The 26,809-nt window shown below is 41.8% G+C and carries 23 protein-coding genes and 1 pseudogene; 7 read left to right on the top strand and 17 right to left on the bottom strand.

Translation table 11 applies throughout. The features are described from left to right. Nucleotides 1-754: 754 nt before the first annotated feature. A complete protein-coding gene (locus tag ACSAJE_RS09025) occupies nt 755-1,873 on the bottom strand; it encodes an IS110 family RNA-guided transposase (RefSeq protein ID WP_458008882.1) in 1,119 nt (372 codons plus the stop codon). A gap of 226 nt (nt 1,874-2,099) precedes the next feature. Between ACSAJE_RS09025 and ACSAJE_RS09030 the strand changes: the two genes are divergently transcribed. Then, nucleotides 2,100-2,243, top strand: coding sequence for a methyltransferase RsmF C-terminal domain-like protein (locus ACSAJE_RS09030; protein WP_458010063.1), 144 nt, complete (start codon nt 2,100-2,102; stop codon nt 2,241-2,243). A gap of 136 nt (nt 2,244-2,379) precedes the next feature. Further along, on the top strand, nt 2,380-3,795 hold the full coding sequence (locus ACSAJE_RS09035) for an IS1182 family transposase (protein WP_458008883.1): 1,416 nt from the start codon (nt 2,380-2,382) through the stop codon (nt 3,793-3,795). Between the two features lie 142 nt (nt 3,796-3,937). Here ACSAJE_RS09035 and ltrA read toward each other — a convergent pair whose 3' ends face one another. Both ltrA and ACSAJE_RS09045 read right to left on the bottom strand, forming a co-directional pair. After that, nucleotides 3,938-5,356, bottom strand: coding sequence for a group II intron reverse transcriptase/maturase (gene ltrA, locus ACSAJE_RS09040; protein WP_458008884.1), 1,419 nt, complete (start codon nt 5,354-5,356; stop codon nt 3,938-3,940). A gap of 468 nt (nt 5,357-5,824) precedes the next feature. Continuing rightward, the gene (locus ACSAJE_RS09045; RefSeq protein ID WP_458008885.1) at nt 5,825-6,919 is read right to left on the bottom strand and encodes a leucine-rich repeat domain-containing protein; all 1,095 of its coding nucleotides are present in this window, start codon (nt 6,917-6,919) and stop codon (nt 5,825-5,827) included. 864 nt (nt 6,920-7,783) lie between these two features. On the opposite strand from ACSAJE_RS09045, the gene spoIIR reads away from it, so the two are divergent. Then, on the top strand, nt 7,784-8,590 hold the full coding sequence (gene spoIIR / locus ACSAJE_RS09050) for a stage II sporulation protein R (RefSeq protein ID WP_458008886.1): 807 nt from the start codon (nt 7,784-7,786) through the stop codon (nt 8,588-8,590). 230 nt (nt 8,591-8,820) lie between these two features. Further along, complete coding sequence (locus tag ACSAJE_RS09055; protein ID WP_118691456.1) at nt 8,821-9,285, top strand: YwiB family protein; 465 nt, start codon at nt 8,821-8,823, stop codon at nt 9,283-9,285. Here the strand turns inward: ACSAJE_RS09055 and ACSAJE_RS09060 are convergent. From ACSAJE_RS09060 to ACSAJE_RS09085, 6 genes are all read right to left on the bottom strand, one after another. Beyond that, complete coding sequence (locus tag ACSAJE_RS09060) at nt 9,282-9,581, bottom strand: hypothetical protein (protein ID WP_243034681.1); 300 nt, start codon at nt 9,579-9,581, stop codon at nt 9,282-9,284. The genes ACSAJE_RS09055 and ACSAJE_RS09060 overlap by 4 nt on opposite strands. Before the next feature lie 222 nt (nt 9,582-9,803). Beyond that, the gene (locus ACSAJE_RS09065) at nt 9,804-10,355 is read right to left on the bottom strand and encodes a hypothetical protein (RefSeq protein WP_022024456.1); all 552 of its coding nucleotides are present in this window, start codon (nt 10,353-10,355) and stop codon (nt 9,804-9,806) included. A gap of 75 nt (nt 10,356-10,430) precedes the next feature. Then, nucleotides 10,431-12,656, bottom strand: coding sequence for a 1,4-alpha-glucan branching protein GlgB (gene glgB / locus ACSAJE_RS09070; RefSeq protein WP_118507236.1), 2,226 nt, complete (start codon nt 12,654-12,656; stop codon nt 10,431-10,433). Nucleotides 12,657-12,730: 74 nt separating this feature from the next. Continuing rightward, nucleotides 12,731-13,573 carry a M14 family zinc carboxypeptidase gene (locus ACSAJE_RS09075; protein WP_022024454.1) on the bottom strand — a complete coding sequence of 281 codons (843 nt, stop codon included), beginning with the start codon at nt 13,571-13,573 and terminating at the stop codon, nt 12,731-12,733. A gap of 91 nt (nt 13,574-13,664) precedes the next feature. After that, a complete protein-coding gene (locus ACSAJE_RS09080) occupies nt 13,665-15,395 on the bottom strand; it encodes a phospho-sugar mutase (RefSeq protein WP_458008887.1) in 1,731 nt (576 codons plus the stop codon). 52 nt (nt 15,396-15,447) lie between these two features. Next, entirely contained in the window at nt 15,448-16,809 is a 1,362-nt protein-coding gene (locus ACSAJE_RS09085) for a PEGA domain-containing protein (protein WP_458008888.1), read from the bottom strand. A gap of 790 nt (nt 16,810-17,599) precedes the next feature. Between ACSAJE_RS09085 and ACSAJE_RS09090 the strand changes: the two are divergent. Next, nucleotides 17,600-17,713, top strand: a pseudogene (locus ACSAJE_RS09090) (helix-turn-helix domain-containing protein); the annotation flags it as partial. A gap of 109 nt (nt 17,714-17,822) precedes the next feature. Here the strand turns inward: ACSAJE_RS09090 and ACSAJE_RS09095 are convergent. Further along, nucleotides 17,823-18,896, bottom strand: coding sequence for a protein kinase family protein (locus tag ACSAJE_RS09095; RefSeq protein WP_118691453.1), 1,074 nt, complete (start codon nt 18,894-18,896; stop codon nt 17,823-17,825). Nucleotides 18,897-19,100: 204 nt separating this feature from the next. On the opposite strand from ACSAJE_RS09095, the gene ACSAJE_RS09100 reads away from it, so the two are divergent. Beyond that, complete coding sequence (locus ACSAJE_RS09100; protein WP_458008889.1) at nt 19,101-19,988, top strand: hypothetical protein; 888 nt, start codon at nt 19,101-19,103, stop codon at nt 19,986-19,988. Here the strand turns inward: ACSAJE_RS09100 and ACSAJE_RS09105 are convergent. The 5 genes from ACSAJE_RS09105 to ACSAJE_RS09125 all read right to left on the bottom strand — a co-directional run bounded on the left by ACSAJE_RS09105 (nt 19,978) and on the right by ACSAJE_RS09125 (nt 23,802). Then, entirely contained in the window at nt 19,978-20,295 is a 318-nt protein-coding gene (locus ACSAJE_RS09105; RefSeq protein WP_022024444.1) for an AzlD domain-containing protein, read from the bottom strand. The genes ACSAJE_RS09100 and ACSAJE_RS09105 overlap by 11 nt on opposite strands. Then, nucleotides 20,292-20,999 carry an AzlC family ABC transporter permease gene (locus ACSAJE_RS09110; RefSeq protein ID WP_022024443.1) on the bottom strand — a complete coding sequence of 236 codons (708 nt, stop codon included), beginning with the start codon at nt 20,997-20,999 and terminating at the stop codon, nt 20,292-20,294. The genes ACSAJE_RS09105 and ACSAJE_RS09110 overlap by 4 nt, the downstream gene beginning before the upstream one ends. 65 nt (nt 21,000-21,064) lie before the next feature. Then, nucleotides 21,065-21,781 carry an acyl-[acyl-carrier-protein] thioesterase gene (locus tag ACSAJE_RS09115; protein ID WP_118691451.1) on the bottom strand — a complete coding sequence of 239 codons (717 nt, stop codon included), beginning with the start codon at nt 21,779-21,781 and terminating at the stop codon, nt 21,065-21,067. Between the two features lie 19 nt (nt 21,782-21,800). Next, nucleotides 21,801-22,901 (bottom strand): SPL family radical SAM protein, encoded by a 1,101-nt coding sequence (locus tag ACSAJE_RS09120; protein WP_022024441.1) that lies wholly within the window; start codon nt 22,899-22,901, stop codon nt 21,801-21,803. Continuing rightward, entirely contained in the window at nt 22,867-23,802 is a 936-nt protein-coding gene (locus ACSAJE_RS09125; protein ID WP_458008890.1) for a 5'-methylthioadenosine/S-adenosylhomocysteine nucleosidase family protein, read from the bottom strand. Before ACSAJE_RS09125 ends, ACSAJE_RS09120 begins: the two co-directional genes overlap by 35 nt. 109 nt (nt 23,803-23,911) lie before the next feature. On the opposite strand from ACSAJE_RS09125, the gene ACSAJE_RS09130 reads away from it, so the two are divergent. Further along, nucleotides 23,912-24,283 carry a hypothetical protein gene (locus ACSAJE_RS09130; RefSeq protein WP_458008891.1) on the top strand — a complete coding sequence of 124 codons (372 nt, stop codon included), beginning with the start codon at nt 23,912-23,914 and terminating at the stop codon, nt 24,281-24,283. Nucleotides 24,284-24,874: 591 nt separating this feature from the next. Here the strand turns inward: ACSAJE_RS09130 and ACSAJE_RS09135 are convergent. Both ACSAJE_RS09135 and ACSAJE_RS09140 read right to left on the bottom strand, forming a co-directional pair. Beyond that, nucleotides 24,875-25,834 carry an MraY family glycosyltransferase gene (locus tag ACSAJE_RS09135; protein ID WP_118691447.1) on the bottom strand — a complete coding sequence of 320 codons (960 nt, stop codon included), beginning with the start codon at nt 25,832-25,834 and terminating at the stop codon, nt 24,875-24,877. A gap of 147 nt (nt 25,835-25,981) precedes the next feature. Further along, entirely contained in the window at nt 25,982-26,710 is a 729-nt protein-coding gene (locus tag ACSAJE_RS09140) for a hypothetical protein (protein ID WP_458008892.1), read from the bottom strand. Nucleotides 26,711-26,809 lie beyond the last annotated feature (99 nt).

Raw genomic sequence — 26,809 nt, forward strand, 5'->3', positions numbered from 1 at the left:
TCACTCTATACAGAACTTCCGTTAGTTACATCTTTAGCACACCATAGATTTTGTGCAGTGTCAACAATATCAGCGTAATCTTAATAATTCTTAAGAATTTGGACATATCTGATCATCTATATAAAAACCCCCTCGCCCCTTTTGAGATGCGAAATTGATGGATATCTGGTTGAAGATTCACAAAATACTCGCAAGGAAAATTCAAACCTTTTAACACCTTAATCATCATGAAAATGATTAAATAACTGAAACATTGAGAGCAAAACATATATCCAGAAAAAAGCACACATAAGCAAGCTGAATTTCTCAAAATCTTAATTCCAGTCAACTGATATGTAATGACCTCTTGTCAAGTACAAATTAACAGAAATCACCACAAACTTTATTTAATTGTTGCTGAAGGCACCCAGAAAGAGCCTCGGAGTATCAGTTCTCGGCCTTGGCCACTCTGATATACGTGGATTGGTTACCTACAGGTCAATGGTCCGCCGTGAGCTCTACCGTCTAAAAGCGTGGATCACAGATCTATCTGTACCGACATAGTTGAATCGTAGATAGCTCGAACCTTGAAATGGCCGAAGCCCTTTCAAGATGTCTTCAGTTGTTACTTTGTATTGGCCAGATGTATGTGGCGTAAGCCATCTTACATCTGCTTAATTACCCACCATAACAGCGGGATGATGATGTCAAGGCTGCGCAAGCACCGCCATAGGCGGCTTGGTCTTGACAGTAGCAGCACGATGTTATCCCCACGTCAGGCAATGTTATCTGTCATCATGCCCCACATGAAGCATGCAAGTTCCCTTGCGATTGCTGTTTTGGCTACATTATGTTTCTTATACTTATTAAGCACCATCTTGTAGTATCGGCGTCTTAGACGCTCGTTAGCTTTGTCAGCATAAGCGATGACTGCAGGTGTATTCCCTGACTGACGGGACTTCAGTTCTTTGGATTTGAAACCAACCTGTCCTCTTGCATAGCATTGTGACGCTTCTGTTAGGAGTAGCCGTACATGCCTGTTTCCTGCTTTGGTAATTCCTAGTCTGTTCTGATCATCGCCGCTGGAATCTTCACCAGGTACAAGACCGAGGTAAGAAGCAAAGTGCTGGGCAGAAGCAAAGCGCTTGAAATCACCGACTTCAACCAGAACAGAAAGTGCAGTATGTGTCTTCACACCGATGAAGCAGCAAAGCTTTTTCACTGCTTCCTTGTATTCATCCTGTGTTGCAAGCTCCTCAATACGCTTATCCAATCGTTCAATCTTGTCTGATAGTGTCTGGTATGTCAGCAGGTATTCGTCGAGGATCTCCTTGTACAGAGCCTCAGGAGTTAAGGCCTTAAGCCATTTAAGATGAGCTGCTGTCCAATGACTTTTTCCGTCATAGCGATAGTTATGGCGTAAACAGAACGCAAGAATCTGCTGCTTCACTTTTTTCAGTGCTAGTTTGTGATCGTCCCTCATGCGCAGGAATTCTTTTGTTTCTTCATCCTTTGCAGTTGGGATATGAACAGGGCTGTAGTTATGCTGTGCAAGACATTTGGCAATGATTTCAGCATCACGTCTGTCTGTTTTTATACGCTTTTTACTACGCTGTTCAAGCATTGTAGTAGGAGCGAGAATAATGCATTTTACATTGTTCGCCGTTAATTGGTGATACAAAGTATAACCGAAGCAGCCAGCCTCATAACCACATATGAAGTTAGCATCGTCTCCGTAGATGGTTCTAAGAAACTCCAGATAGTTCAGAACTTTTTTGTAATCAGCTTCTGTCCTCTGGTAGTGAGAAGCCTTTTCGGCTTCAATTGTGTAAGCACAAAGTGAAAAACTTTCCTTGTGAACATCCATTCCTACGTAAACTGTGTTATAATTCATTTGATGACCTCCCTTTGTATGCGGTAATCCCTGTTACTATTTGCTTTTGACAATCATTAGTATACAGGTAAATCCACGAAGTTACAAAGTGGAGGTCATTACATATTGTCTAACTACCTAAGAAACGCAAGCTGAATTTCCTAGAATTCTAATTCCAGTCACTCAATTCAATTCGTCCCTCCCCCTACTTCAATAACATAGTACAGCGGAAGAAGCTGCAGGGTATCTGCACGGAGAGACGCTGATGACTTCTACCTCATTGCAGGGATGGATGCTTGTGTGCTATCAGGGATTTCCATTAGGGGTTGCCAAAGCCACAAAAGGCACACTGAAAAATCATTATCCAAAAGGGTTGCGAACACAATATTAAGGAAGCGCCAATCGGGTAGGAGGTAGATAATTATCTTATCTACCGACCTCCCACACCACCGTACGTCAGACTGTCTAACGATTAAGAAAAATGTTATAATAGAACTACCAAATACAGTATCGTAGGGGGATTCGTTATGGCATATATTGTTGGCGCAGATAGATATCAAACAAGAATGGTAACCACTTCATTAGATGACTTAATAAGTAAGGATAATTCTGTCCGAGTAATAGATTCTTATGTAGAATCCTTAAATTTAGAAAATCTAGGTTTTATAGAGTATAGTGGTAGGAATCGAGGACAATCACCTTATCGCCGATCTGATTTATTAAAACTTCATATCTATGGCTATTTAAATAAGATTCGTTCTAGCAGAGCATTGGAGACAGAAGCAAAACGCAACCTGGAATTAATGTGGCTGGTAAACTGCATAACACCTGATCATGGTACTATTGCAGGTTTTGTTCAGAAGAATAAGACTGCGTTTCACAATACATTACGAAATCTTACTCTTATTCTCAAAGGTTGGGGGCTCATTGATGGAGAACTGATTGTTATTGATGGAACTAAGATCCGTGCTCAAAACAGCAAGCATAATTGTATTACGCAAAGCGGTTTAGATAAAAAAATCGAATATGCGGAAGCTCAGATAAATGCATATCTTATGGCAATCGCTAAAGATGAAGCGCTGGCAGATGACCTTACAGATAAACTAAAAACATATCAAGAACTAAAAGAACAGTATCTTACACAAAAACAGGAATTAAAAGATGAAGGACTGGAACAAAAGAGTTTGACAGATCCCGATTCAAGAAGGATGAAAAATAACGGCTCATTGGATATCTGCTACAATGTACAGTCTGTTGTAGATGCAAAGAATCATTTTGTTGTAGATATTTCGACGACTAATGATATAAATGACCAAAACCAGCTTTACACTATGGCACAAAAAGCATCCGAACTTTTAGAAAAAGAGTCTTCTACAGTTCTGGCAGATACAGGTTATTATAACGGAACGGAGATAAAAAACTGTGTTGATGCCGGAATGAATGTCTTTATAAAAAAAGCTAAAGCGAATAATGCTACAAAGGATAATGAATTTCGCAAAGAAAAGTTTATATATAATGGTGAAACTGATGAATATACATGCCCAGCAGGAGATAGATTACGATTTTTTGAAAATACTTCGAAGAATGGTATGAAGTATCGCAAATATAAGTGTACAGACTGCAATTCGTGCAAATATAAAAAAGACTGCACTACTTCTTCATCTGGAAGAACGATACAGCGTTGGGTACATGAAGATGTTCTTGAAACTGTGTATAATGAAACACTAAATAATAACGAGGTTTATAAACAGAGAAGATGTATCGTGGAGCATCCGTTTGGGACTATAAAAAGAAGTCTCGGATATAGTTTCTTTCATCGACGCAGACAAGAGAATGTTGACGCAGAAGCTGCATCTATGTTTTTCGCTTATAACTTTAAGCGATTATTAAGCATGTTTTCAACAGAAGAATTAGTAACGAAGTTTGAAGGAAGTGTGATGTAGCAGGGAGAGGAACGCATGTAATTCATGTGAAAAACAAAGATAAAAATGGTATTAAAAAAATCGAAGATAAAAATACCGTACATCAGACTGAATTTTCGAATCGTTAGACAGTCTGACGTACCGTTCGGTATACGGCGGTTCTTTAGTTTTCACATATTTTCAGGTAAAACTCTGTGAATGTTGGATATCCCCATTCACGGAGTTTTTCATTACTCAAGGCAAACTGTACCAGTCTATTATTGCTACAGTTCCAAATGCCCTGGCGCATATTTGCGTGCCATTGAATAAAGTCTTCATTCATTCCGAGTTCTTTCAACTTTCGGTATTTCGTTTTAGGTTTCTTCCATTGTTTCCAATAGACTGCCCTTATTCTATGGCGTAACCACTTGTCATTACTCTGCAACAGACCTTTCATATCTGCCATTCCAAAGTAATTTACCCATCCTCTAATAAACTGTGTCAGCTTTAATGCTCGATATTCATTTCCCCATCCGTTATGTCTGTCAGTAAGCTCTCTGATTTTATTCTTCATCTTTGTTACTGATTTAGGATGTATCCGAAATCTGCATATTCCCTTGTATCTATAGAAGCTATAGCCAAGGTATTTGACTTTGCTGATATGTGCCACGCACGTCTTGGTGCGATTTACTTTAAGGAATAGTTTTCCCTCAATATATGGCACTATGTTGTTTAAGGTTCTTTCTGCACTTTTCTTGCTTTTACAGAAAATCATACAGTCATCTGCGTATCGGACAAATCTATGCCCTCTCCGTGTAAGTTCCTTATCCAATTCATTCAGCATGATGTTACTTAAGAGTGGGCTTAATGGTCCACCTTGTGGCATTCCGACCTCTGTCTTTTCGAACATTCCTCTGCTGATAACTCCAGCATTAAGATATTTGTGAATGAGTGATATTACCCGCCCATCCTTGATGGTTCGTGATAGTACTTCAATTAGTTTGCTCTGACATACTGTGTCAAAGAACTTCTCCAAATCCATATCTACCACATATACATATCCATCATTGACATTTGTCTGGCATTGTTTCAGTGCGTCATGCGCACCTCTGTTCGGTCGAAATCCAAAACTATCCTCCGAGAACTGTTTCTCGTAAATCGGCGTTAATACCTGTGTGATTGCCTGTTGAAACACTCTGTCAACTACTGTTGGCACTCCCAGTTTTCTGACCTCGCCTTTTGTTTCTTTGGGTATTTCTACCCTACGGACTGGATTAGGTTTATATTTCCCATCCTTTATCTGTTGGATTAGTTGCTCTTGGTTGTCTTTCAGAAAGCCTAGAAGTTCATCTACGCTCATTCCGTCAACGCCGCCTGCTCCTTTGTTAGATTTCACTTTCTTATAAGCCTTGTTAAGGTTATCCTTGTGTAAAATCTGTTCCAGTAGATTGTCCGTCTGAAAATCTGTGATGATGTCGTTGTTTTCAGTAATCCTCTGATGGGCGGACACTTCTGCATACTCTTTCTGTTCCGCAGATACCATTTGCAGATAGTCCTCAATATGAAGTTGTCTGTCCTTAAATCCATCTTTGGTTACATTCATTTACTCACATCTCCTAAAGTTCAGTCCTTCCCACTATGTTTGCAACCATAATGGTACTATGACCTCTGCTGACTTCTCGCCATTCGTTGTTACTGACGGTTTTCATACTCTGTTTCCAACCGCTGACGAAACCTCCCTTGGTACCACACGTCACTTTCTCTCCATATATCTGCCACATTTACTACAGTTAATTCCGAGTAGTTATTGGACTTTGGCTTGTGATGCAGCCTTATCCTTAACTATAGCCTGATGTGATTTCTGTTCGTCAGACCAGAGATTTGCCTCCACCTTCCTTCAGATTCCACCTCACGATGGACACCCTTGGTCTTGGCTGTATCCTTCCCACTACTAGGGCGGATTAGGGACTTTCACCCATTAGCGACGTGCGCCGCAAGGCGCACACCAAAAACAGAGCAAAACGCTGGTTTTGCTCTGTAGTTTGTTCGCTATTAGCACTTATTGCAAATGCTACTTGATGACTTTCACTTTTATCTTGTATCGTTTCTTTAAAAATTTTCGTTCCTTATACATTTCTGAGTTCTTTGGTGTTTTTATGGTAATGTTGGAAAGGTTGCACTTTAATCCCCGATAATAAAATATGCTGTCAATGTACATCCAAAGATTTTTTATGCCTTTAGGAACCGTCACACTTCTCAGTTTCGGGCAACTAGTAAACACATATTCTCCAAGTTTCTTAACTCCTTTTTTTAGCACTACAGACTTTAACTTTTTGCAATCTGAAAATGTTTCATCCAATTCCACTTTTCCGTATATGGTTATCTTCTTCAAAGCAGATTCTTGAAATGCACTCCCGCCCAATTCTTTCAGTTTCCTAGGCATCCTAATGTAATTCAACGAACAGCGCACAAACGCACTCTGTCCAATCACCTTTACCGTATCCGGCAGGATCACCTTTTTAATGTTGGTGCAGAAGGAAAAAGCGAAATCTGCTATCTTTGTTGTTCCCTTTTTTACTTTGACCGTTTTTGCCATATACTTCCTTGGTACAAGAAGCAGTTTCTTTCCATTTTTCGTATACAACATTCCCTTGTATGACCTATACCACTTGTTAGCCGATGCCACGTTAAATTTCTTCAGATGTACCAGATAAGACTGCAGTTCTCCGCAATACCCTTCCGTCAGCCCTATTCCTGCATAAATATTTATAACCTTGACTGTCTTCGGAATACTCAAGTACTCAACCTTTGGAACCGGATTGTCCTCATGTTCTCCGTAAAATTCATCTCGAAAATAGTAATTTGAGCTACAGCTAAATACATCCATCAGTTCAATCTTCGTTACTGTTTTACCATTGATCTTCTCCGGTACGGCAACCTTTTTTTGTTCCATTGGTATCGCAACGATCGTTGCCGTATTCTTCTTATCCGAATAAAGATAAGTAAATCCGTCTTTCTGACCAAATTTACCATAATCCTCCGCAAATTCGGTAAAATATCTTTCACACAGTTTTACGTATCTGTCATCCGCATTTGCCGTTGTCGACTTCGAAAATATTGTTGCGGCACACAGCAACAACAAACTCACACAATATCTGATTTTCATGGTGATCACCCATCCTTTCCTGCACAGTCACTCTGTGCATTATAATAACTGATTTTATTTCTGTATCCTAAGTATGATCAATGACTGCACCTTTGCCAGAATCACTGTTCATGATTTCCGTAATGCTCTTACTCGTTTCTTTTTCATTTGCTCCTCCTTACCCATGTCACTTTTCACATGTAAAAAATAGATACTCTAGATACAAAAAATAATTCACTCTATACAGAACTTCCGTTAGTTACATCTTTAGTACACCATAGATCTGTTACCTTGTCAACAATATCAGCGTAATCTTAATAATTCTTAAGAATTTGGACATATCTGATCATCTATATAAAAAACCCTCGCCCCTTTTGAGATGCGAAATTGATGGATATCTGGTTGAAGATTCACAAAATACTCGCAAGGAAAATTCAAACCTTTTAACACCTTAATCATCATGAAAAAAAGTGATTAAATAACTGGAACATTGAGGGCAAAACATATATCCATAAAAAAGCACACATAAGCAAGCTAAATTTCCCAAAATCCTAATTCCAGTCACCCAATTCAATTCGTCCCTCCCCCTACTTCAATAACATAGTAAATGAATATCATATTATCTTGCATTTTCCATACCAAATGCTACTGTTATCTATATCTGCCATATATTTCCTATTATATGGACTTGTAAAATCTTCTGGTATGGAAAGTTTGAGTTGATTTTTTCTGTATAACACGGAAAAATATGGGAATGCTGTCATTGAAAGCAAGATTGATCACCTTGCACAAAGCGAACGAATTTCGCGACACCAACATGATACCTGCAATATGATGCTAGGGCTCCCCTAGATTTACAGGATCAAAAAAGACAGGAGGATTACTATGTTTTACCATAACTTATCTGATACAGACACCATTCTTACGCGCGTTTCCACTCGGCTGCAACAGCCTCAAAACACTGGCCGCAGGAGACGTTATAGCAAAGCTGTTGCATTACTGTTGCTTTTTACAGTGTCTTTCGCTACATTGTTGACCGGACTGCGTGCAGTAAATGCAAACGCTGTACATACCAGCTTCACCCATTCTCAACAAGCAAAGGCCAAGGCTCATCAGATAAATTCCCCATCGACTGATCTTGTCGATAGTATGATTCGACTGCACGTCATTGCCAATAGCAATTCGACTGCCGATCAAACATTGAAATATCAAGTACGAGATGCCATTATTAACGAGCTGCAGCAAGATTTGGCAAATGCAGCAGATCCACAAGAAGCAGAACAGCGAATTTGCGCCGAAAAAGATTATATTATGAATACTGCTGAAAAAGTGATTCGCTCACACGGTTTTTCCTACCCGGTATCTGTGTCACTGGAAGATCGCTATTTTCCAACCAAACAATATGGCGATTTGACCTTTCCACCGGGAACGTATCGTGCACTTTGTGTGGAAATTGGCAAATCTGAAGGCCGTAACTGGTGGTGTGTGCTATTTCCATGTCTTTGTTTCGTTGACGAGACTACGGCTGTAGTCCCAGAAGACTCTAAACAAAAGTTGAAGCAGCATATAACCACAGAAGAATATAACCGCCTTACAGCCACTTCCTCTCCGGCGCTAAAGAAAAAAACGCCATCGCCTTCTCCCAAGGTCTCGTTTCACTCCGGCATCTATGACTGGATTACCTCTCACTAGTCAAATAGGTGTTGAAACAAGCTCCCTTGCGTTGCGAATTTGTGATATAATGAGCCTCAGAGAAAAACAAGCGGCTGTGAAGCAGACATTTGTTTTTCTGGGCTCATTAACGAGCAAATAAGCTTGTGAAACAAGCGAATAAGCTCTGAAAGAGCGTATTTGCGAGTTTAATAAAAAGGCTAATTGATGGCTATTAATAAGCCTCAGAGAAAAACAAGGAGGATACTTTTTTGGATAATAACGTAGTATTGACATTACGAATGGAACAATTAGACAGCGAAGATGGTGATGGAATTATAAATACATATCCAGCAAAATACCGTAAAGTCGGTGACTGGCATGTATTTTCCTACGAAGAGACCGTCTCCTCAGACCCTGGAGACCGCACCAAAAACCTTCTTAAGATAAGAGACGAAGAAGTAATCTTGATCAAGAAAGGTACCATCAATTCTACCATGGAATTTCGCAATGATGATGTTTTCCGCGGTTTTTATGACACACCTTACGGAGCTTTGCAAATGGTGCTCAACACTGGTCTGGTACAGATGACAAACGATCCGGACACCATAAAGGAACTAGAACTGGAAGGTGAACCGGATCTCTATACTGCCATTGAGTATGAACTTCAGATGGGCGGAAATAGTCTCGGCAAATACGCTATGGAAATATTGATCAATAACAAGCCGATCGCTTAATTGATATCAGACCATTTTGGATATTTTCCATTGTAAATATCTCGGATTTGTTTGGTCGATAAGTCTGTGATTGGATTGTTCTTTTGCAGCACGATTGCAATCGCATCATCAAAGAGCTTGGTGGAAAGCTGCATACACTCTCGCAGCTCTTCGACAGCCTTTTCCGACAATTTATTTCCATGTTTCTTCATCAGCAGATAGGACTGCTCAATCTCATCACAACGGTCAGCGATTCTCTCAATATTATTAGATACGCATAATAACCCCGCCGTCTGCTCTGACTGTAACTCTGTCAAATTACCGCTTGCAAACATCTTCGAAATATAATTCGAAATGCATACCTGCAGTTCCTTGACATTGTCTGAACATTCTGCAAATCTGCCTTCTGCCGCCTTTGCTTTTCTTTCCCTCTACGTTACGAGCATTTTTCTATACTGTAAAAAAGCAAAGCCAGCGCTTATAAAACAAAAAAACCTGCAAAGTACATTACATACCTTGCAGGTTCCATGTTTGAAATCTTATTTATGTTTCTTTTTGGTGTCTTTTTCAAGTTCTGCACGTTTCTGATTCAGTTCTTTTGACTTCTTCTCAGCACGTTCACGCATACGCTCACCAAGCTTTTTCTTGCCCTTAGGTGCATGCTCTAAATTGTTGTGAAGTCCCTTTACGTCCATAATGTAAATTCCGCTGATCGTCGCACGAATCTCTTTCTTAACCGGAATCAGATCAAAGATCTTGTCCTCGCAGATAAGAGACATGATTCTCGGACCAATCTTTGCTTTGACGATCGGCACCTTGCGTCCGCGCATATACTTCGGCACCTGTTCAAGCACCATTGGCGGCAGTCCCGAATCTTTGAACTTCATCTTTTTCTTATCAATGACCAGAAGCTTGGCACTTTGTGCAGCCTCCTGCAACTGTCTCTGTGAATCTTCCTGTCTGTCCTGCAGTTTCTTACCATAAATACTTAACGCAACCAACGCCGCAATCAACAACACAATAACAACAAGCATTACTATGACCCATGTTGATACACCGTATACCGGCATTACATTCCATGTGTAATCCATCTTAATTCCTCCATCTGTTCATTCTATATACCAGCCACTGACAGCTACGCATACTGTGTTATCATAGCACACTTCTTACTTATAATCAAATTGATATACTGTAACAGATAATGGAGGCAGTGTCATTTTGATCGAATAGTCTCTTCCATCAAAAGTAATCTTGTCCGCTGTCACCTTCTTCGCATTGCGTACTCCGGTTCCACCATATGCTTTATCATCCGACGTCAGGATCAACGAATACTCTCCGCTGCATGGAACACCTACCCGGAAATCTTCTCTTTTCACCGGAGTAAAGTTACATACAAAGAGAAGCTGTTTCTTCGTCGTTTTACCTCGGCGCACGAAAGATACCGTACTCTGATCTGCATTCAGACAGCTCATCCACTCAAAGCCCATAATGTCATAATCATTCACATACAGCGCTTCATTTTTGCGATACAGTGCATTCAATGCTTTCACATAAGCCTGCATCTGTTTGTTGCGCTCTTCACCAAGCAAATACCAATCCAAACTGCGGCTTTCGCTCCACTCGCGATATTGTGCAAATTCTTGTCCCATAAACAATAACTTCTTGCCGGGATGTCCATACATGAAGCCATATGCTGCTCTCAGGTTAGCAAACTGGTCATCCAATTCTCCCGGCATTTTGTTGATCATGGATCCCTTGCCATGAACAACCTCATCATGCGACAATACTTGAATAAAATTCTCACTATACGCATAATCCATACTAAATGTCAGCTTACCATGATTACCGGAACGGAACAATGGATCCATATGCATATATTCCAAGAAATCATTCATCCAGCCCATATTCCATTTGAATGTAAATCCAAGACCTCCATCGCGCACACTTGTGCTGACTTTTGGCCAAGCTGTAGACTCTTCGGCAATGATCATGCAGCCCGGTACCTGCTTCTCAAATTCGCTGTTCATATGACGGAATAAGTTGATCGCATCGTAATTTTCATTACCGCCATCTTCGTTTGGCAGCCACTCGCCATCATCTTTGCCGTAATCCAAATACAGCATAGACGCTACAGCATCTACTCGCAGTCCGTCTACATGGAACTTTTTCATCCAAAACAAACCATTGGCAAGCAGGAAATTGCTGACCTCACGCTTATTGTAATTAAAGATATATGTACCCCAATGCGGATGTTCTCCACGTCTTGGATCCGGATGCTCATACAATGGCTGTCCGTCAAACATACCAAGTCCGTACGCATCTTTCGGGAAATGTGCCGGTACCCAGTCCAAGATCACGCCAATCCCCTTGTCATGCATATAATCTACAAAATACATAAAATCATCCGGATTGCCATATCGTCTGGTCGGAGCATAATATCCCGTCACCTGATATCCCCAAGAGCCGTCAAACGGATGCTCTGCAATACCCATTAATTCAACATGTGTATATCCCATTTCATGGACATACTTCGCGATCATTGGCGCAAGCTCTCGATAGGAGAAGAATCCATTATCATCATCTTCCACACGTTTTCTCCAAGAACCCAAATGCATCTCATAGATTGCCATCGGCTTCTGCCCCAGAGACTGTCTGGTCTCCTTGGCACGGTCATGCATCCAGCGGTGATCATTCCAATGATATACATTCAGATCTGCCACAACAGATGCGTTATTTGGACGCAACTCAGCACAGTTAGCATACGGATCTGACTTCATCAAGATCTCTCCGGTACGAGTTAAGATCTGGTATTTATACACAGCCCCGGTCTTTACACCCGGAATAAAAATCTCATAAATACCGGACACATTTAACGTACGCATCAAATGCAGTCTGCCATCCCACATATTAAAATCGCCCACAACACTGACCGCTCTTGCATGTGGTGCCCAAACGGCAAAATACACACCCTTTACGCCATCGATCGTCCGAGGATGTGCGCCTAATTTTTCATAAATATTATAGTGATTTCCCTCCGCAAATAAATACAGATCATCATTCGAAAGCTGCGGATCGAATGAATATGGATCCGCTGTCGTTACAATATCATTTTCTCCATATTGAATATGTAAAAGATACGGTTTTTTGTACTTATGATCCGGCACGTATTTTCCAAAAAATCCACTGCCTTCCTGTATCTCTTCCAGTTCTAATGCGTGCTTGCCATTCTTGTCCGTCACAGTAATCTTCTGCGCTTCCGGACGATATACCGTAAACACCTGTCCTTTGCCAAATTCATGTAAACCCAATAAATTATGCGGTGCATTATGATGACCGGCTAGCAGCTCATCATACTCCACCCAGTTGATCCACTGATCCATTTTTTCCTGCATACGTCTTCCCCCATAATTTGTATTTTCCCGGGAATGACCATCGGTCATTCAAAGGCAATTTTAGTATTTTCATTTTAGCATAAAAGCGATGCAAGAACAAGCGGAAGCAGGCTTTTCTGACGCATCCACCAAGCATAGATCTGCATATGTCCCACCGGTGCTTCCCACGCTCCCGTCTCGATCGTACACCACTTTTTACCCTGCTCTGTCAGATAATCTCCAAATGATCCAACGGGCTTTCCGGTCTCTAACACAAGGGGATATCCGGTGCGTCTGCTCATGTATTCTAATGCCGTAAAAAACTGTCGGTAAAAAATAACCTGTCCGGTAGAATGATAATTTATTGTTAACTGTGGCGATACTGCGTTGACGAGATCACGCAGCACGATACTTTCCGGCTGATCTAACGCTTCTTCCGTAAAAATACGGTTGAGATCAACTCCCTTCGCATTTCCTTTCCAGCGTCTTGCCTCTCTCTGTGTCGCGATCTTTTCCTGTAATTCCTGCCGAAGCACCGGATCGATAATGCCTTCGGAGCCAAATTGGCTGATCTGAACGCCATCCGGATTGACCATCGGCAATATATAGACATCATAATGCCGCAGCAATTGCCGATATGGAATCCCCTCCCAAAGAATATCCTCCCCATAACAGCGAAGAAAACGTTCTGCCATCATCATCAAAAGCTGCGCATTTTTCCACTCCCTTGCATGCATTGCCGCCTGAAATACCACGGCATGCTTTGTGAAACCTTTTGTTCCATGTAGCCGCAAGCAATATATCTGCCGGTGATCTAATGTTTGACCAAGCGAAGTCAATTCCGTGGAATCCGGATAGCAAATGGCAAGCTCCTGCAGATCACGCTCTAAGTCATAATATGTATACAAACGGTTGTGAATACTGACAATTCCCGACACAAAAAATACCTCCTTTGCATATCATCACGTAATACATACCCTTGTGATTATATGCGTCAGGAGGCATTTGTATTCCTTAATTCTTACATTTTTACAGAGAAGCCACTAATGCATCTACTGCTTTTGCCATCTCTTCCGACTTCTTGTCTGCATCTTCCAGAGACTCTCCAACTACACCAAAGTAGAACTTGATCTTTGGCTCTGTACCGGATGGACGTACACACATCCATACCTTGTCGCTCATATCAAAATACAGTACATTCGACTTTGGCAGGCCGGTAGGCTTAACCTCTCCGCTCGCAATGTCTGTGATCGTATCTGCCTGATAATCACGGAAAGACTCTACCTTGTATCCACAGAACTCTTTTGGTGGATTCGTGCGAAGCTCATTCATGATCTCCTGAATCTTCTCCAGTCCTTCGATACCCTTCATTGTCACAGCCTTCACACCGTCTTTGTAGTATCCGTAACGCTCATACATGGCAAGCATAGCATCCCACAAAGTCATATTTTTGGTCTTGTAATATGCTGCAGCCTCGCAAAGAGCCATCGTAGCAACGATCGCATCTTTGTCACGCGCATGTGTTCCGATCAGGCAGCCATAGCTTTCCTCAAAACCAAACAGATACTCACCTTTACCGGTTGTCTCAAAACCGAGGATCTGCTGTCCGATATATTTAAATCCGGTCAATACTTCGATCAAATCAACGCCATAGTATTCTGCGATCGCATCCGCAAGATTCGAAGTAACGATCGTTTTGATCAATTTGCCATCTGCAGGAAGACCCTTTGTCTCCTTCTTCTGAGAGATCTCATAATCTGCAAGCAGGCAGCCTGACATATTACCGGTCAGAGTAATGTACTCTCCGCCCTTGGTATCCTTAACATAAACGCCCAAACGGTCTGCATCCGGATCAGTTGCCAATACAAGATCTGCATCTTTCTCTTTCGCCAGTTTCAGTGCAAGTTCAAATGCTTCTGCTGCCTCTGGATTTGGATAACTTACCGTTGGGAAATCTCCATCCGGAAGTTCCTGCTCCGGAACAACATATACATTCTCAAAACCGATCTCTTTCAATACACGTCTTGCCGGGATATTACCGGTTCCATGAAGTGGTGTATATACGATCTTAAGATCTTTACCGACCTCTTTGATGCTATCCCAATGAATAACCTGTTTCTTTAACTCTTCAATATATTTGTCGTCGATAGCAGCACCGATCTGCTCGTACAATCCCTTTGCCACTGCATCGGACTTGTCCATCGTCTTTACTGTCGCATAATCTGTAACAGCCTTAACTTCATCCATAATTCCTGTATCATGAGGTGGTGTGATCTGTGCACCATCTTCCCAATATACCTTGTAACCATTATACTCTGGCGGATTATGACTTGCTGTAATGTTGATACCGGCAACACACTTCAATTCACGCACTGCATAGGAAAGCTCTGGTGTTGGACGAAGAGATTCAAACACATATGCCTTAATTCCATTTGCTGCCAGGCAAAGTGCCGCCTCATCTGCAAATTCCGGTGACATATGACGGGAATCAAAAGCAATTGCAACACCCTGTGCTGCCTTACCTGCTTTGTTGATATAGTTTGCAAGCCCCTGCGTTGCTTTACGCACCGTATAAATATTCATGCGATTCGTGCCTGCACCGATCACTCCACGAAGTCCGGCAGTACCAAACTCAAGATCCTTGTAAAAACGCTCCTTGATCTCTCCATCATCGTTTGCGATTGCTTTTAGCTCAGCCTTTGTCTCCTCATCAAAATAAGGATTTGCCAACCATGCTTCATAAATCTTCTTGTAATCCATTGCTTACATCCTCCTGCTTGTGCCTTGTTCTTACCTGTTCCTTTCCCTACCCTTATCGACTACCGGTTTCTTTCACCAAGTCTGCAAACTTCAATGTGACATCCTCATCATCATCCAAAATATCAATCGAATAACTTTTCGTCACATACCCGGTCTGGCTCAAAGTTACTGTCTGCGAGCCTATCACCTTCTTGAATTTGCATGGTGCCAACCCTTTATACACATTATCTAAATATACTTCAACACCTCGCGGTGCCGTTACCGTAATCGTATGCGAACTGTCCACTTTCTTGGACGTCGCACTGCTGTCTGTCGATGAACTGCTTGACGAATCGCTCGTTGTCGAGCTTGAAGTGCTGTTGTTATCTCCCGCCGCACTTGGCGCAGGTGTCGCTGTCGCACTGTTATTTACCGTCGCCTGCTCCTCGATCAGATCAATATGCACCGGTACCGATGCATCTTCAACATCCAGCGTACCACTATAGGTTTCGTACCCTGTCATGGCAACTGTGATCTTATACTCTCCATAGTTTAATGCAACCGGCTGTGAATAGTCAACCGTTGTCCCGTTGATCGTCAAGTCTGCCCCTTCCGGCTCGATATCAAACGTAACCGTTCCAATATCTTTCGCCGTAGACACATAATCCGAAAAATCAACGGTTACCGTCTGATCCTGCTGCACCGTCGCTGTCTTGCTGGCAATCGACACTCCCTTGCACAAAGTTACACGGTAAATGCCTGCCGGTGCCGTGATCAACATATTATCTGCGATCGGCAGAATAATACGGTTACCAACCTCAACCATGCCGCCTGTAAAGTCCTCATATCCGGTCAGCCGAACATAACCATGCCCCGCTGTTCGTGTAATAGAATAGACATGGATGCCTACGCCCCGCACCGTCAACGTATCTTCTTGATTAAGCTCTGCAAGTGCAATCTGCTGCCCGGACGATGAAATATACGTATTTGCTGAGTATTGATATTTTTTATCGGCAAAACGCATCATATTCTCTTCTGCCCGAAAAGAAAAGGAATCCACTTCGTCATACTCCCATACATCCTCCGGTACCGCCGCCGACACCAGCAGTGTATCTGAAGTACGATATGCCAACTCCAAAATCTCGCCCGTTGTTATTTGCTCTGCCGTGATTGTCTCTCCAAATTTGTTCGTAACCGCTGCGGTAGAGTCGTAATACAGTACCGATTCCAGATTGCTATCAAGCTCTCGCACGGTAATATTCTGTTTCTCTACATCCTGTCCGGTCACCACTCCGGTCAACGTCTTTGTGTTCACCGGAGATCCTGTCGCAGAAACACTGTTACGCTGTCGACGATGTTTCACGGTACACGCTGTCAGCATGCATACACACAGCAAACACATCATCAAAAGCAATATTTTCTTACTGTTCTTCAATTGCTCCTCCATCTGTGTTTCTTTTTACGCAGCCTCTCATGCACTCGCAGTCTTACAGGCTGTTAAACACGCTGTTATCCTAACCAATTTTGCCCACAACGTCTATATTACCACAGAGATGCCCAAAATAAAAGTCCTCACCTTATTTTCTACGAAACGTCAATACAATTACCAGCAAAATAAAAGCAATGGATAACATTGCAGTTACAACAAAATTCCAATTTCCTCTTGGAAATAATTGAAATTGCATTAAAATAAGACTAACCATTGAAATTATCACTAAAAATGTAATTATGTATACTAATACTTTTAACCCTTTTCCCATCTTAATCCTCTTTTCTGATCCTTTCTATAATATCAAGCCCTAAATTAGTGTTTTTTAATAAATATTCACCTCATTAAACAGCGCAAAATTGTATGACAGTTATTGTATCTTGTACCAACCGTCCATACACCAAGTGTGCTTGCTAAGCTTTCAAACATCGTCGCACCCTATGGAGTGAACTACTGTAAGCTACAGCTCTTATTTGTATTTTGATTTTGCTAACCTTTTCATCTTCCATTAATAGTAAACGTTATATCTTGCGAACTCGACAGCAAATATTATATATATGTGTGTGTGTGTATGTCAACGCCTATTCAAAAATAATTTTACAATCCTAAAATAAAATTTTAAGCACCACTCCTCCATGGTGGTGTGGAGTTTACTTTCGCACAATAGATATTTACTCTCTCATATAATTATGCTATGGTTATAGTCCCTTCTGACAGCAGTAGAAGGAGATTTAGCATGAGCAAATATATACCAGACAATCAGAAGCACCTCACCTTGGAAAATCGAACCTATATCGAGCATGAATTGCCCAAGGGCACATCATTCAAAAACATTGCTGCGTTTCTCTGCAACTCTTCTTTGCAGCCGTTGGAATATTGCTCGTGTTTATATCTATAATATTCCTTATTCTGTCGCATCACAGAAAAAATCTCCTCAAAGAGCACAGACAAAATGAGCATTAAAATAAAACGTCTTTTATCATTTCCAGGAACTGAATCCGCCCCTCTTCCTGCCCGCGTATGCGCAACAGTTTCTCATAACTTTTCGACGACATCCATGATTTCTTCCCATTATAATAGAAGTTACACTGTTTCCAATACTTCTCCGGATATAGAAGAAGTGTATACAACAAATGCCTCTCCTCCTCCGACAGCGAACGTTTTTCCTCATAAGAGGCGATCATGCGGCGTCCCAAATCCTGTTTCCATCCATTCTTCTCCATGGTTTTGCGCAGGAATCCATATAAATCCATAATCTGTATACCCACTTTGGCGTTCTCAAAGTTGGAGGTGACCACTTCCCGTCCTTGAAATACAATATTGTGATAATTATAGCTTCCATGCATCAGCTTGCCTTGTTCTGCCGCTTCCCGCTGCAAATAATCATAGTTATGCTCTGCAGTCTCCAACTGCTCTGCCTCGCAGCCCTGCTCATAGTAATGGGCAAATGCATCTAAAAGCGCAAGTTCCATTTCATTCTTTCTTCTTTTTTTGCGAATATATGTATGTACACGTTTTAATTCCCGATTGCGTCGTCCAAAAAAATCAATCGGTGTAAACGCTGTCACTTCCGCCGCCTGCAATTCCTCCCCGCCAAGATCCGTTTCCCTGCCGCTAGATGCCAATTCCTCCGCATTTTCAGTTTGCTGTGTACGAATATCCTCCTGCTGCTCACTCATCCATAAATGCAGCATCGCCAAATGAGACATCGCTCTGCACACCTGTTTTGCGTCCTTTAGATCGCACTCCCTCCCGGCAAACCAACGCTTCATAAGCCAAATATTTCCCGAACCATCACGTGTCAACAGTTCCCCTTGTTTATTGGCCAGCGCTTTGTCCACTTTACGATAGCCATGACTCATCAAACTCTCCTTGATGCGTTCCTCTCGCTCAAGGCGGCTGGCAGAGCCATTATATTCTCGCAACAAATACTGCCCTTCTCTGGTCTCCAGCAGAATTGCCCCACGAATTCTTTTTCTGCTCTCAATCTGTACCGGATACTGCGCGAGTATCTCCTCTATCTTGTCATCCATCTCGTCGTCCTCCCACTGGATAAGTCTGTTTCATCTTATGCGGAGAGCACACGAAAAATACATACACCATTCAAACTTCCATGGCGGTTTTTTCCGAAAAGGTGGTAATATAATTTAAGAGGAATTTGAAGAAAATTGTTCTAAAGTAACTTTGCTGCCACAATATAATGCGTGAAAAGTTATTAGGAAAGGAATGTACAAGTCATGAAAAGATTATGTTTTATATTAGTGATATCACTATTTGTATTAAATAATAGCGTACCTGTTTCTGCCAGTGAATCCATCCGGCAACAAGTAAAGAATATTTTTGCAAACAAGAAAAAGGTGCAAAGAAACGATTTGAATAAAATTAAAATTGTACTAGAAAAAGAAAAAAAGGCCAATCAAGAAGGAAGTTCCAAAACAGAGACCATTTCAGACGCAGAAACTTGCCTCGGACGAGAAGAATATCAATATAGCAAAGCATATACGCTGTCATCTACAGAATATTTTTTAATATCCGAATACTATAAACAAAATAAAAATTTTGATAAAATAATTTTGAGTTCCTATGGATGGCAAGTCCCCTATAAAACCGCTAATGGCGAACATGGTGTAGCATCTTTGGCACCAAAAGCAAACTCTTTTGAATGGGTATCAGAAACAGATAACGATCAGGGAAAAGCAATTTGGCCGCCAAAAGAAGATGAAATCATCTCGATTCTAACTAAAAATTTGAACAAAAACACAAAAATTAAAGATATAACATTTTTGAATAATATTTTATACGCTTTAGACATGGTATATATCAAATGCAATAATGCCAGCTACATCATTCCGTATCCAGAAAATCCCGAGGCACTAAATGCTGATGCTGGCAAATATAAAATAGAAACCGGTAAGTGCTACCGAGTTGATAAATTTATAAAGATCATGAACTCAATGTTTGATGAAAGCAGTGTCAAAAATTCTGATTCTAATACCGTTGGAAGTATAGCCCTTCCCTACCGAAAATCCTATACTCTCCTTTATGTCATTGCAGCAGGAATCTTAATAGGCATCATCGTACTAATTGCTGTATTCCGGCACAGGTTCTTTCATATCACACAATGAGCAGCACCAAGAACGCCGCCGCACACGCCGCCAGCGCCACAGTAAGCAGACTTCTTCGCCGATATGCCATGATTAGCGCCACAACCGTACCTGCCACACCGGCTGCAATCTTATCCGCTGAATAAATAATAGCCGGAAATGTCATTGCCCCCAGCACCGCATAAGGAACGTATGCGAGAAAAGACTTCACAAAACGATTCTCTACTTTTTTACGGCACAACGTAAATGGAACTGCACGGATCAAATAAGTAACTCCTGCCATCACGAGCAATGACATCCAAAAATAATGCATTGGAATATCTCTCATGCTTCCTCGCCTCCTTCCTCATCGATCGGATACAAAACAGCACCTATTGCAGATGCCACTACCGCACAAATTATAATTGCAAATCCGGAAGACACCTGATCAAACACCGGCATATATCGGAAACAGCAGCTAAGCACTACCGCGATCACAATAACCCGCAAATAACGCAGATCATCTCTCGCCTGTGGGATGATGATCGCCAAAAACATTCCGTAAATAGCAATTCCCATCGCCGACTGCAATAGAGGAGGCAGCACGCCACCTAACACTGCCCCGGCAAACGTTCCAAACACCCAGCCGATCACCGGCAATGTGACGAGTCCACCGAAATAGCTGCGGTGTACTTCACCTTTTCTGCTTGCTGCCACACCAAATATTTCGTCGGTCATAAAAAATCCATAAAACAATCTACTTCCCGTCTTAAAATTGCTGTCCACTTTTTGGGATAGCGAAATGGACATTAATGCATAACGCAGATTAATGACAAGCTGTGCCAATGCCATTTCTACATAAGCACCCCCTGCTACCATAATATCTAATCCCATAAACTGTCCCGCCGACGTTACATTCAACAGCGAGATCAATACTGCCTGCCACCAGCTAAGTCCTGCCTGTACTGCCATCAGTCCAAAGGTAAAACTCACCGAAACATATCCTAAAGCAATCGGGATTCCATCCCGAATACCACATTTCCATTCCTTCATTCGTATGCCTCCATATTTCTCATCGCTGCGCTTTATCGTTTTTCTCGTCGCTGTGCCTTATCTTTTTACCGTTCAAAAAGCTGCACAACTGCATAAGGTTTCCCGTCCTCGCCATTCAATGACACCATACAGTATTCTTCTGTCTCATAGATCACCGGCGTGATCTGATCTCCAAGCATCGCCTGTTTGCGGTATTCGACACGCAGCTCTCGCACCGTGATCTCCCGTTCCAAAGACGCACGTGCCATACGCACATACTGCCCATTGTTCATATGGTGATTCGTATCTAAATGATACTCCTGTACCAAAAACGGGTCACACTCTTTTCCGCCATCTTTTGGCACTTTAATCTTACGTGATGCATAATCCATCGGGAGTGGTTCATGTATACCATATACATCCCCAATTTCCGGCGTTACGATCATCGGACGCCCCTTTTTCAGATCCATCAGCACCCACAAAGAATTGGCAATTGCGATACGATGCTCCGGCTCCCCCTGATGCGTTATCAAAAAATTACGATGACCAAACATCTTTTCAAAGCCAAAAGCCTGCGTTCCCACCGTAATATTCTCACCCATCGCCGGATATTCATCGATCACGATCTGCCAAAAATTAAGCACCCACATTATATTCTTTTGTCGATGGTACTCTAAGCCAACTCCCAAATCTTCCGACTGAAAATTGGTACAATCCTGCATATAATCAATCAAGCTTTCCAACGATAAATTTCCGTTCTCATCCGTCTCGCTATAACGAACTCTGCTGTCAAATGTATACATATCTTTTCATCCTTTCCGTTTATATCTGATCCCAGCAAAAAATATGCTCTTCTTCCACGTATTTACACAACTCTTTATGCAAAAATCCTTCCATTTCCTGTCGAAGCTTGTCCGGATATTGGTACACACCGTCTATATTTTCATAAGGAAACTGTACCACCGGCGAAAGCACATCATGACGTCGCATATTTTTGAGATAATCTTTGGAGATACGAAACGATCCCATACTGACATCTACAATATGATCTGTATCTATTTGCGCAAATACTTCACCAAGCATCCTGCGATACACTTCTTTATAATGTGGATAATAGATCATCGGATCGAAGCACAACCGCACCGGATGACCCATTTTGCCCGCCAATTTTACACTTGCAACGCGTGCAGCTAACGTCGGCGTGCCGTGCTCATAACAAGCGGTGATTTCTTCCGGTGATAACGTAAACGCATAGATCACTCGATCACAGACCGGCAGCTCCTTCCACAAATCTGTCCGTGCACACTTTGTACGAATTTCAATCCGAAGCTTCGGATGCTCCACCGTAAACTCTGCCCATTTTTTCACAAAACCGGCAATATTTTCAAGTGCCAGCAAATCCGTATCGTACGAAACACATAAATACACCGGATGCTTAGCAAGCAACGTTTCCAATTCCGCGAAAATATCCTCAATATTTATAAATATCACCAAATTACCGCTTGGATACATTCCTTTCAAATAGCAGTATTCGCAATCATAAATACAGTTCATCACGCAGGACGTATAATAAAAATATTCGTTACCAAAACTCTGACACACTTCAGCGCCCTCATACAATAACTGTCCATCTTTGCGAGCAATGATCAGCGCTTTGGACCCGTGCTGTAAATGCACCTGCTGCCCTTTGCGGCAAAATACATCTTTATAATGTGTGATGGAAATCACCTGTGCCTTCAAAAACTGTTGTAATATCCTCTGTGTGCGCGGATGATTTCTAACTGCGGCTTCTACGTAAATATGTGAAAACATAGTCGACTGTCCCGTTTCCCTGACAATCGGATCATGATTGTGCCCTGTCGGCTCACATGCAGGTATCGACTGCATGTTATTGATATAACAATCGTTCTTTGAGCTGTTCAAAATACACCTTCCCTTCTTTGCGGTCACGACAGCAAAGCGTTTGCTCTGCCAGATCGCCACGGATCATTTCCTCGTACGGAATATTTGCCAGTGTACAATATCGCAGCAATTGTTCCATCTGTAAACGCATCGTCACGGAAGCATGTGTCTGATCACATAGCAATTGCAAAATTTCCTGCTCTTTCGCACCAACCTTTTCCACTTTCCAAGAACGGCTAAGTGTACGCACATCTTCTATCCACGTACATATTTTCTCTGCACTGTCCGCAAAGAAGTGCTGTAAATCCTCTGCCGTCATACGCTTATCAACACCGACATCTGATACTACTTTTAAGAAAGCCATCTGGTGCTGTCCCACAAACCGGACAGCAGCCTGATATACGCCAACTGCCTCCATATCACACAACCTGATTTTTAATGAGGATCCGCTCTTCTGTCCACCATTCACAGACGCATCCATACGAATCATTTGCTTCATTTCGTCGGGTCTACGCACTATGCTGACCGTTTCAATTCCCTCTTCTGCAAATGGGTGACGATATAAAATATCCGGATAGTATGTACGTTTTGTATCGCCATCCACCAATTGATTTCCAATAAACCATTGCCCGATCAGCTCTGATCGCTCGGCCGATTGCACATGCTCATCAGAACAGTTTGGCGCTCCCGCCGCACTTCCTATATTCAATATAAATGTCGATTCGTCTGTCCCATATTTAGCACACACATAACTTACCGCCACCGCCGCTTCTACTTTGCCCGGACCTGTAACCGCCAATATCGCCTCCCCGGCTTCATCCTGATAAAGCACAAATTTTCCACTGTCATTCACACGTTTCAATTTCATCTGTGCAATGAACGGTGCTGCCTCGGCATATAACGCCATAAAAACATACAACATTTATTTCCTCCCAGCTTTCAAACCATGGTCGCATAAGGCTAATTTTAGCCCAAATAGAGAATAATAGCAAGTTTTACAAAGCTTTTACAGTGATTTCTATTAGGCTTGATTGCGTGAGTTTCCCAAAGAATACCGCATTGTCGTAATACACTTTGCGAAGCACAAGTCCTATCGCGTTTATTGTAAAAAATATGGCACTAAAAAGGGAGACGAGATCATCACTCTGCTGCACGACCTCATCTCCTCACGTTTACAAAATCAGGAATTTGTATTTTGGCTGGATCCCGATACCGCATTACTTACTTTGGAAAAGGAAAGATACCGCTCTGTCTGCGAAGAACTGGAACTTGCCTTTTCCGAAAAAATAATACCGTTTTATCTGCCGGAAGACTTGGAACGCGGCTATATCAAAGCCGAGAACAAGCATGGCGAAACAAAACGGTATCCTATCATCGAACTCGCATCCGAGCGCATTTATTAATATTTGACTCAAACTTCCCATACCGGAAGCTATTGCAAAACCACATATTGCTTATTATGTCAAAGAATACTAAAAATTTTGCAGCCACAACATAGCGGTTTCTGCCGACAGAGAACTATAGTAATTGCCTTGCCGCATTTACGTTTTTGGTGATTTCTAGATTTTGTTGTCTCTGATGATTGATTTACATGCCCTTCGGAAACTCAAAGTCCCGGAAGCAAGGTAATCATCATTTTTGAAAGGGACTTTGCGCTCGTCGTTACTTATGTCTCGTATTTCAGAGACATTAAGTAACGCGACGTAGCGCATCGTAGCGAAAGCGTCCCGTCCAAAAATGGATGATACCTTGCTAAACCGGGACATCTCAGGCAATCCTTCAGGCATGTATTCATCAGAGACTTAACAAAATAAGAAATCACCCAAAAACTCTGCGTTCTGCGGCAATTATCTTAGTTCGCTGCCGGCAGAACAAGTCGGACTACTGGCTGCAAAATAGTTTATTTATTGCTGACATAATAAGCAATATGTGATTAAGAAGGATTTGAGGTATGGGAAGTTTGAGTATTTGGTATAAAACGCTTTGACGAATTATTAACCAAGTAACGTCAGCAACACATATGCTGCCACAACGCACATAACCTGTATGATCACAAAGCGGAATACAACCTGTGTGTCTGACCAATCTTTATTTTTGCGAACATGGTCATGAATTGGTGTCAGTGTGTTTTTTAACACATGAATCTTTAAGAAACGAAGCAAAAAGATTTTGACCAAACCAAGACCGCCATCAATAATGAGCACTAACGCCAGCAAAATGTAGATCAACGGATGACCACTCTTCATCGCAAGCACTGCAACGAAGAATCCGAGTGCTCTTGAACCGGCATCTCCCATTAACATTGTACTCGGCTTTGAATTAAAGCAAAGGTACGCTAAAAGTGTTGCTGCAAAAAGCAGAGCAGCGATCACATAGTTCCCAAGTGCCTGCGGGAAAAGTACGGCAAATGCTGCGATAACAACACAGCACAAGCTACCACACAGCCCGTCCACTCCATCAGAACAGTTCGTCACATTAATGGACACCCACAGCAAAATAATCGCCAAAATGAAGTATACCGGCATTGGCAGTGCAAACTTCGCAGAACCAATATGCAATACCGATGGGTTAAAATTAAGGAACGTCACTACGGTCATGATCGAAAGCACGAGATCTATCGCGCCTTTCTTATAGTCACTCCAAGGTGTCTTAGCCGCATCATCCAAATAACCACTGAGCATCATTGCAAACAAAAGAATGCAATAAATAATATACTCTTTGTCCATTGGCATAAACAAAACACAGCTAATAATAAAACTGCATACGAAGGTCAAACCAACGCCACGGGTCTTTCCCTTAGATAACGCACCATTAACGGCAAATTCACGTCCATGATCCACCGGCAAAAAAGAAAATGGGAATTTCAATCCCAAAAATGTCAAAATAAACGCTACCAATACTCCGATCATTGCGATCTGATTCGGATTCATGATCTGATTCAGTATGTAGTACATATGCAACCTCTTTTCCAAATCTATTTGGACAGACACGCTTTGTCCATCCGGCTCGTACAGCGAATACTACGTTCCGTTGCACCAGTATCAATAATCATAGCATGAGTAGCCGCAGAAATCAATGGGACATAACGGTCCATTCGGCATTTATGATAATTCCTTTGTCCACCTTTTGTCGGTAATTAACTTATCAATGTCAATTTTTGTAGTGGATGCGTTCGCTTGATCTCGTTCTATCGCATCTTTCATCTGTGTAACTATTTGTTTCACATTAGCTGCCTGCTTTGCTCCGAGACTTTCATAGCCATGCGCAGAAAGCACCACATATAGCTCTAATTGCATTCCATCCAGTGTACGTTTATATACTTCCGGGTCTTTATTAGCAGAAAGATTTTTTGCATTTTGCTGCAATGCGTTCAAGGCCTCCTTCGGTCCATTTTCCCTCTGGAAAAATTCATCAAACGCTGTATTCACGTTCCGATAATTTTCCACCGCAATGTCCATCGTATCATACAAACTCAAATCTAATAAAGGATATTCCTCAATCAAATGCAATAATTCTGCTGTACTGCAGCTCTCTGTTATCTCCTGCGGTACATTTACAAGTTTCGTCCGTTCGTTATAGGATTTTGCTTCTTTTAGTTCTTGGGATTTCAAGGTATATGGATAGTTTACCTCACCATTTTTAATCCAGTCCGGATAACTTTTCTTTAATACATCAATGTCACCCTTCGGTTCCGATTTGTACTGTGTTGTGTCACTAGTAGTTGATGCCGCCTTCTCCTCTTTGACGGTTTTGTGTTCGGCTTTTTGAGCACAACCTGCGAAACAGCATATTGCTGCTACTGTAATCATTACAAAAAGACTTCGTTTCATATTAGCTAGCCCCTTCCTTAATTTATTTCTAATTTACCATCTAAACTCCATTATATTCCTATTAAGATTAAAGTATCAAATAGTCTGAAATGATCTGAC

It is taken from the genome of Jutongia sp. SJQ-6 (genome assembly GCF_054161275.1).

Coding starts and splice junctions, on each gene's coding strand:
- ACSAJE_RS09025 (WP_458008882.1), bottom strand. CDS start 1,873: ATGAATTATAACACAGTTTACGTAGGAATGGATGTTCACAAGGAAAGT.
- ACSAJE_RS09035 (WP_458008883.1), top strand. CDS start 2,380: ATGGCATATATTGTTGGCGCAGATAGATATCAAACAAGAATGGTAACC.
- ltrA (WP_458008884.1), bottom strand. CDS start 5,356: ATGAATGTAACCAAAGATGGATTTAAGGACAGACAACTTCATATTGAG.
- ACSAJE_RS09045 (WP_458008885.1), bottom strand. CDS start 6,919: ATGAAAATCAGATATTGTGTGAGTTTGTTGTTGCTGTGTGCCGCAACA.
- spoIIR (WP_458008886.1), top strand. CDS start 7,784: ATGTTTTACCATAACTTATCTGATACAGACACCATTCTTACGCGCGTT.
- ACSAJE_RS09065 (WP_022024456.1), bottom strand. CDS start 10,355: ATGGATTACACATGGAATGTAATGCCGGTATACGGTGTATCAACATGG.
- glgB (WP_118507236.1), bottom strand. CDS start 12,656: ATGCAGGAAAAAATGGATCAGTGGATCAACTGGGTGGAGTATGATGAG.
- ACSAJE_RS09080 (WP_458008887.1), bottom strand. CDS start 15,395: ATGGATTACAAGAAGATTTATGAAGCATGGTTGGCAAATCCTTATTTT.
- ACSAJE_RS09095 (WP_118691453.1), bottom strand. CDS start 18,896: ATGGATGACAAGATAGAGGAGATACTCGCGCAGTATCCGGTACAGATT.
- ACSAJE_RS09100 (WP_458008889.1), top strand. CDS start 19,101: ATGAAAAGATTATGTTTTATATTAGTGATATCACTATTTGTATTAAAT.
- ACSAJE_RS09105 (WP_022024444.1), bottom strand. CDS start 20,295: ATGAGAGATATTCCAATGCATTATTTTTGGATGTCATTGCTCGTGATG.
- ACSAJE_RS09110 (WP_022024443.1), bottom strand. CDS start 20,999: ATGAAGGAATGGAAATGTGGTATTCGGGATGGAATCCCGATTGCTTTA.
- ACSAJE_RS09115 (WP_118691451.1), bottom strand. CDS start 21,781: ATGTATACATTTGACAGCAGAGTTCGTTATAGCGAGACGGATGAGAAC.
- ACSAJE_RS09125 (WP_458008890.1), bottom strand. CDS start 23,802: ATGTTGTATGTTTTTATGGCGTTATATGCCGAGGCAGCACCGTTCATT.
- ACSAJE_RS09135 (WP_118691447.1), bottom strand. CDS start 25,834: ATGTACTACATACTGAATCAGATCATGAATCCGAATCAGATCGCAATG.
- ACSAJE_RS09140 (WP_458008892.1), bottom strand. CDS start 26,710: ATGAAACGAAGTCTTTTTGTAATGATTACAGTAGCAGCAATATGCTGT.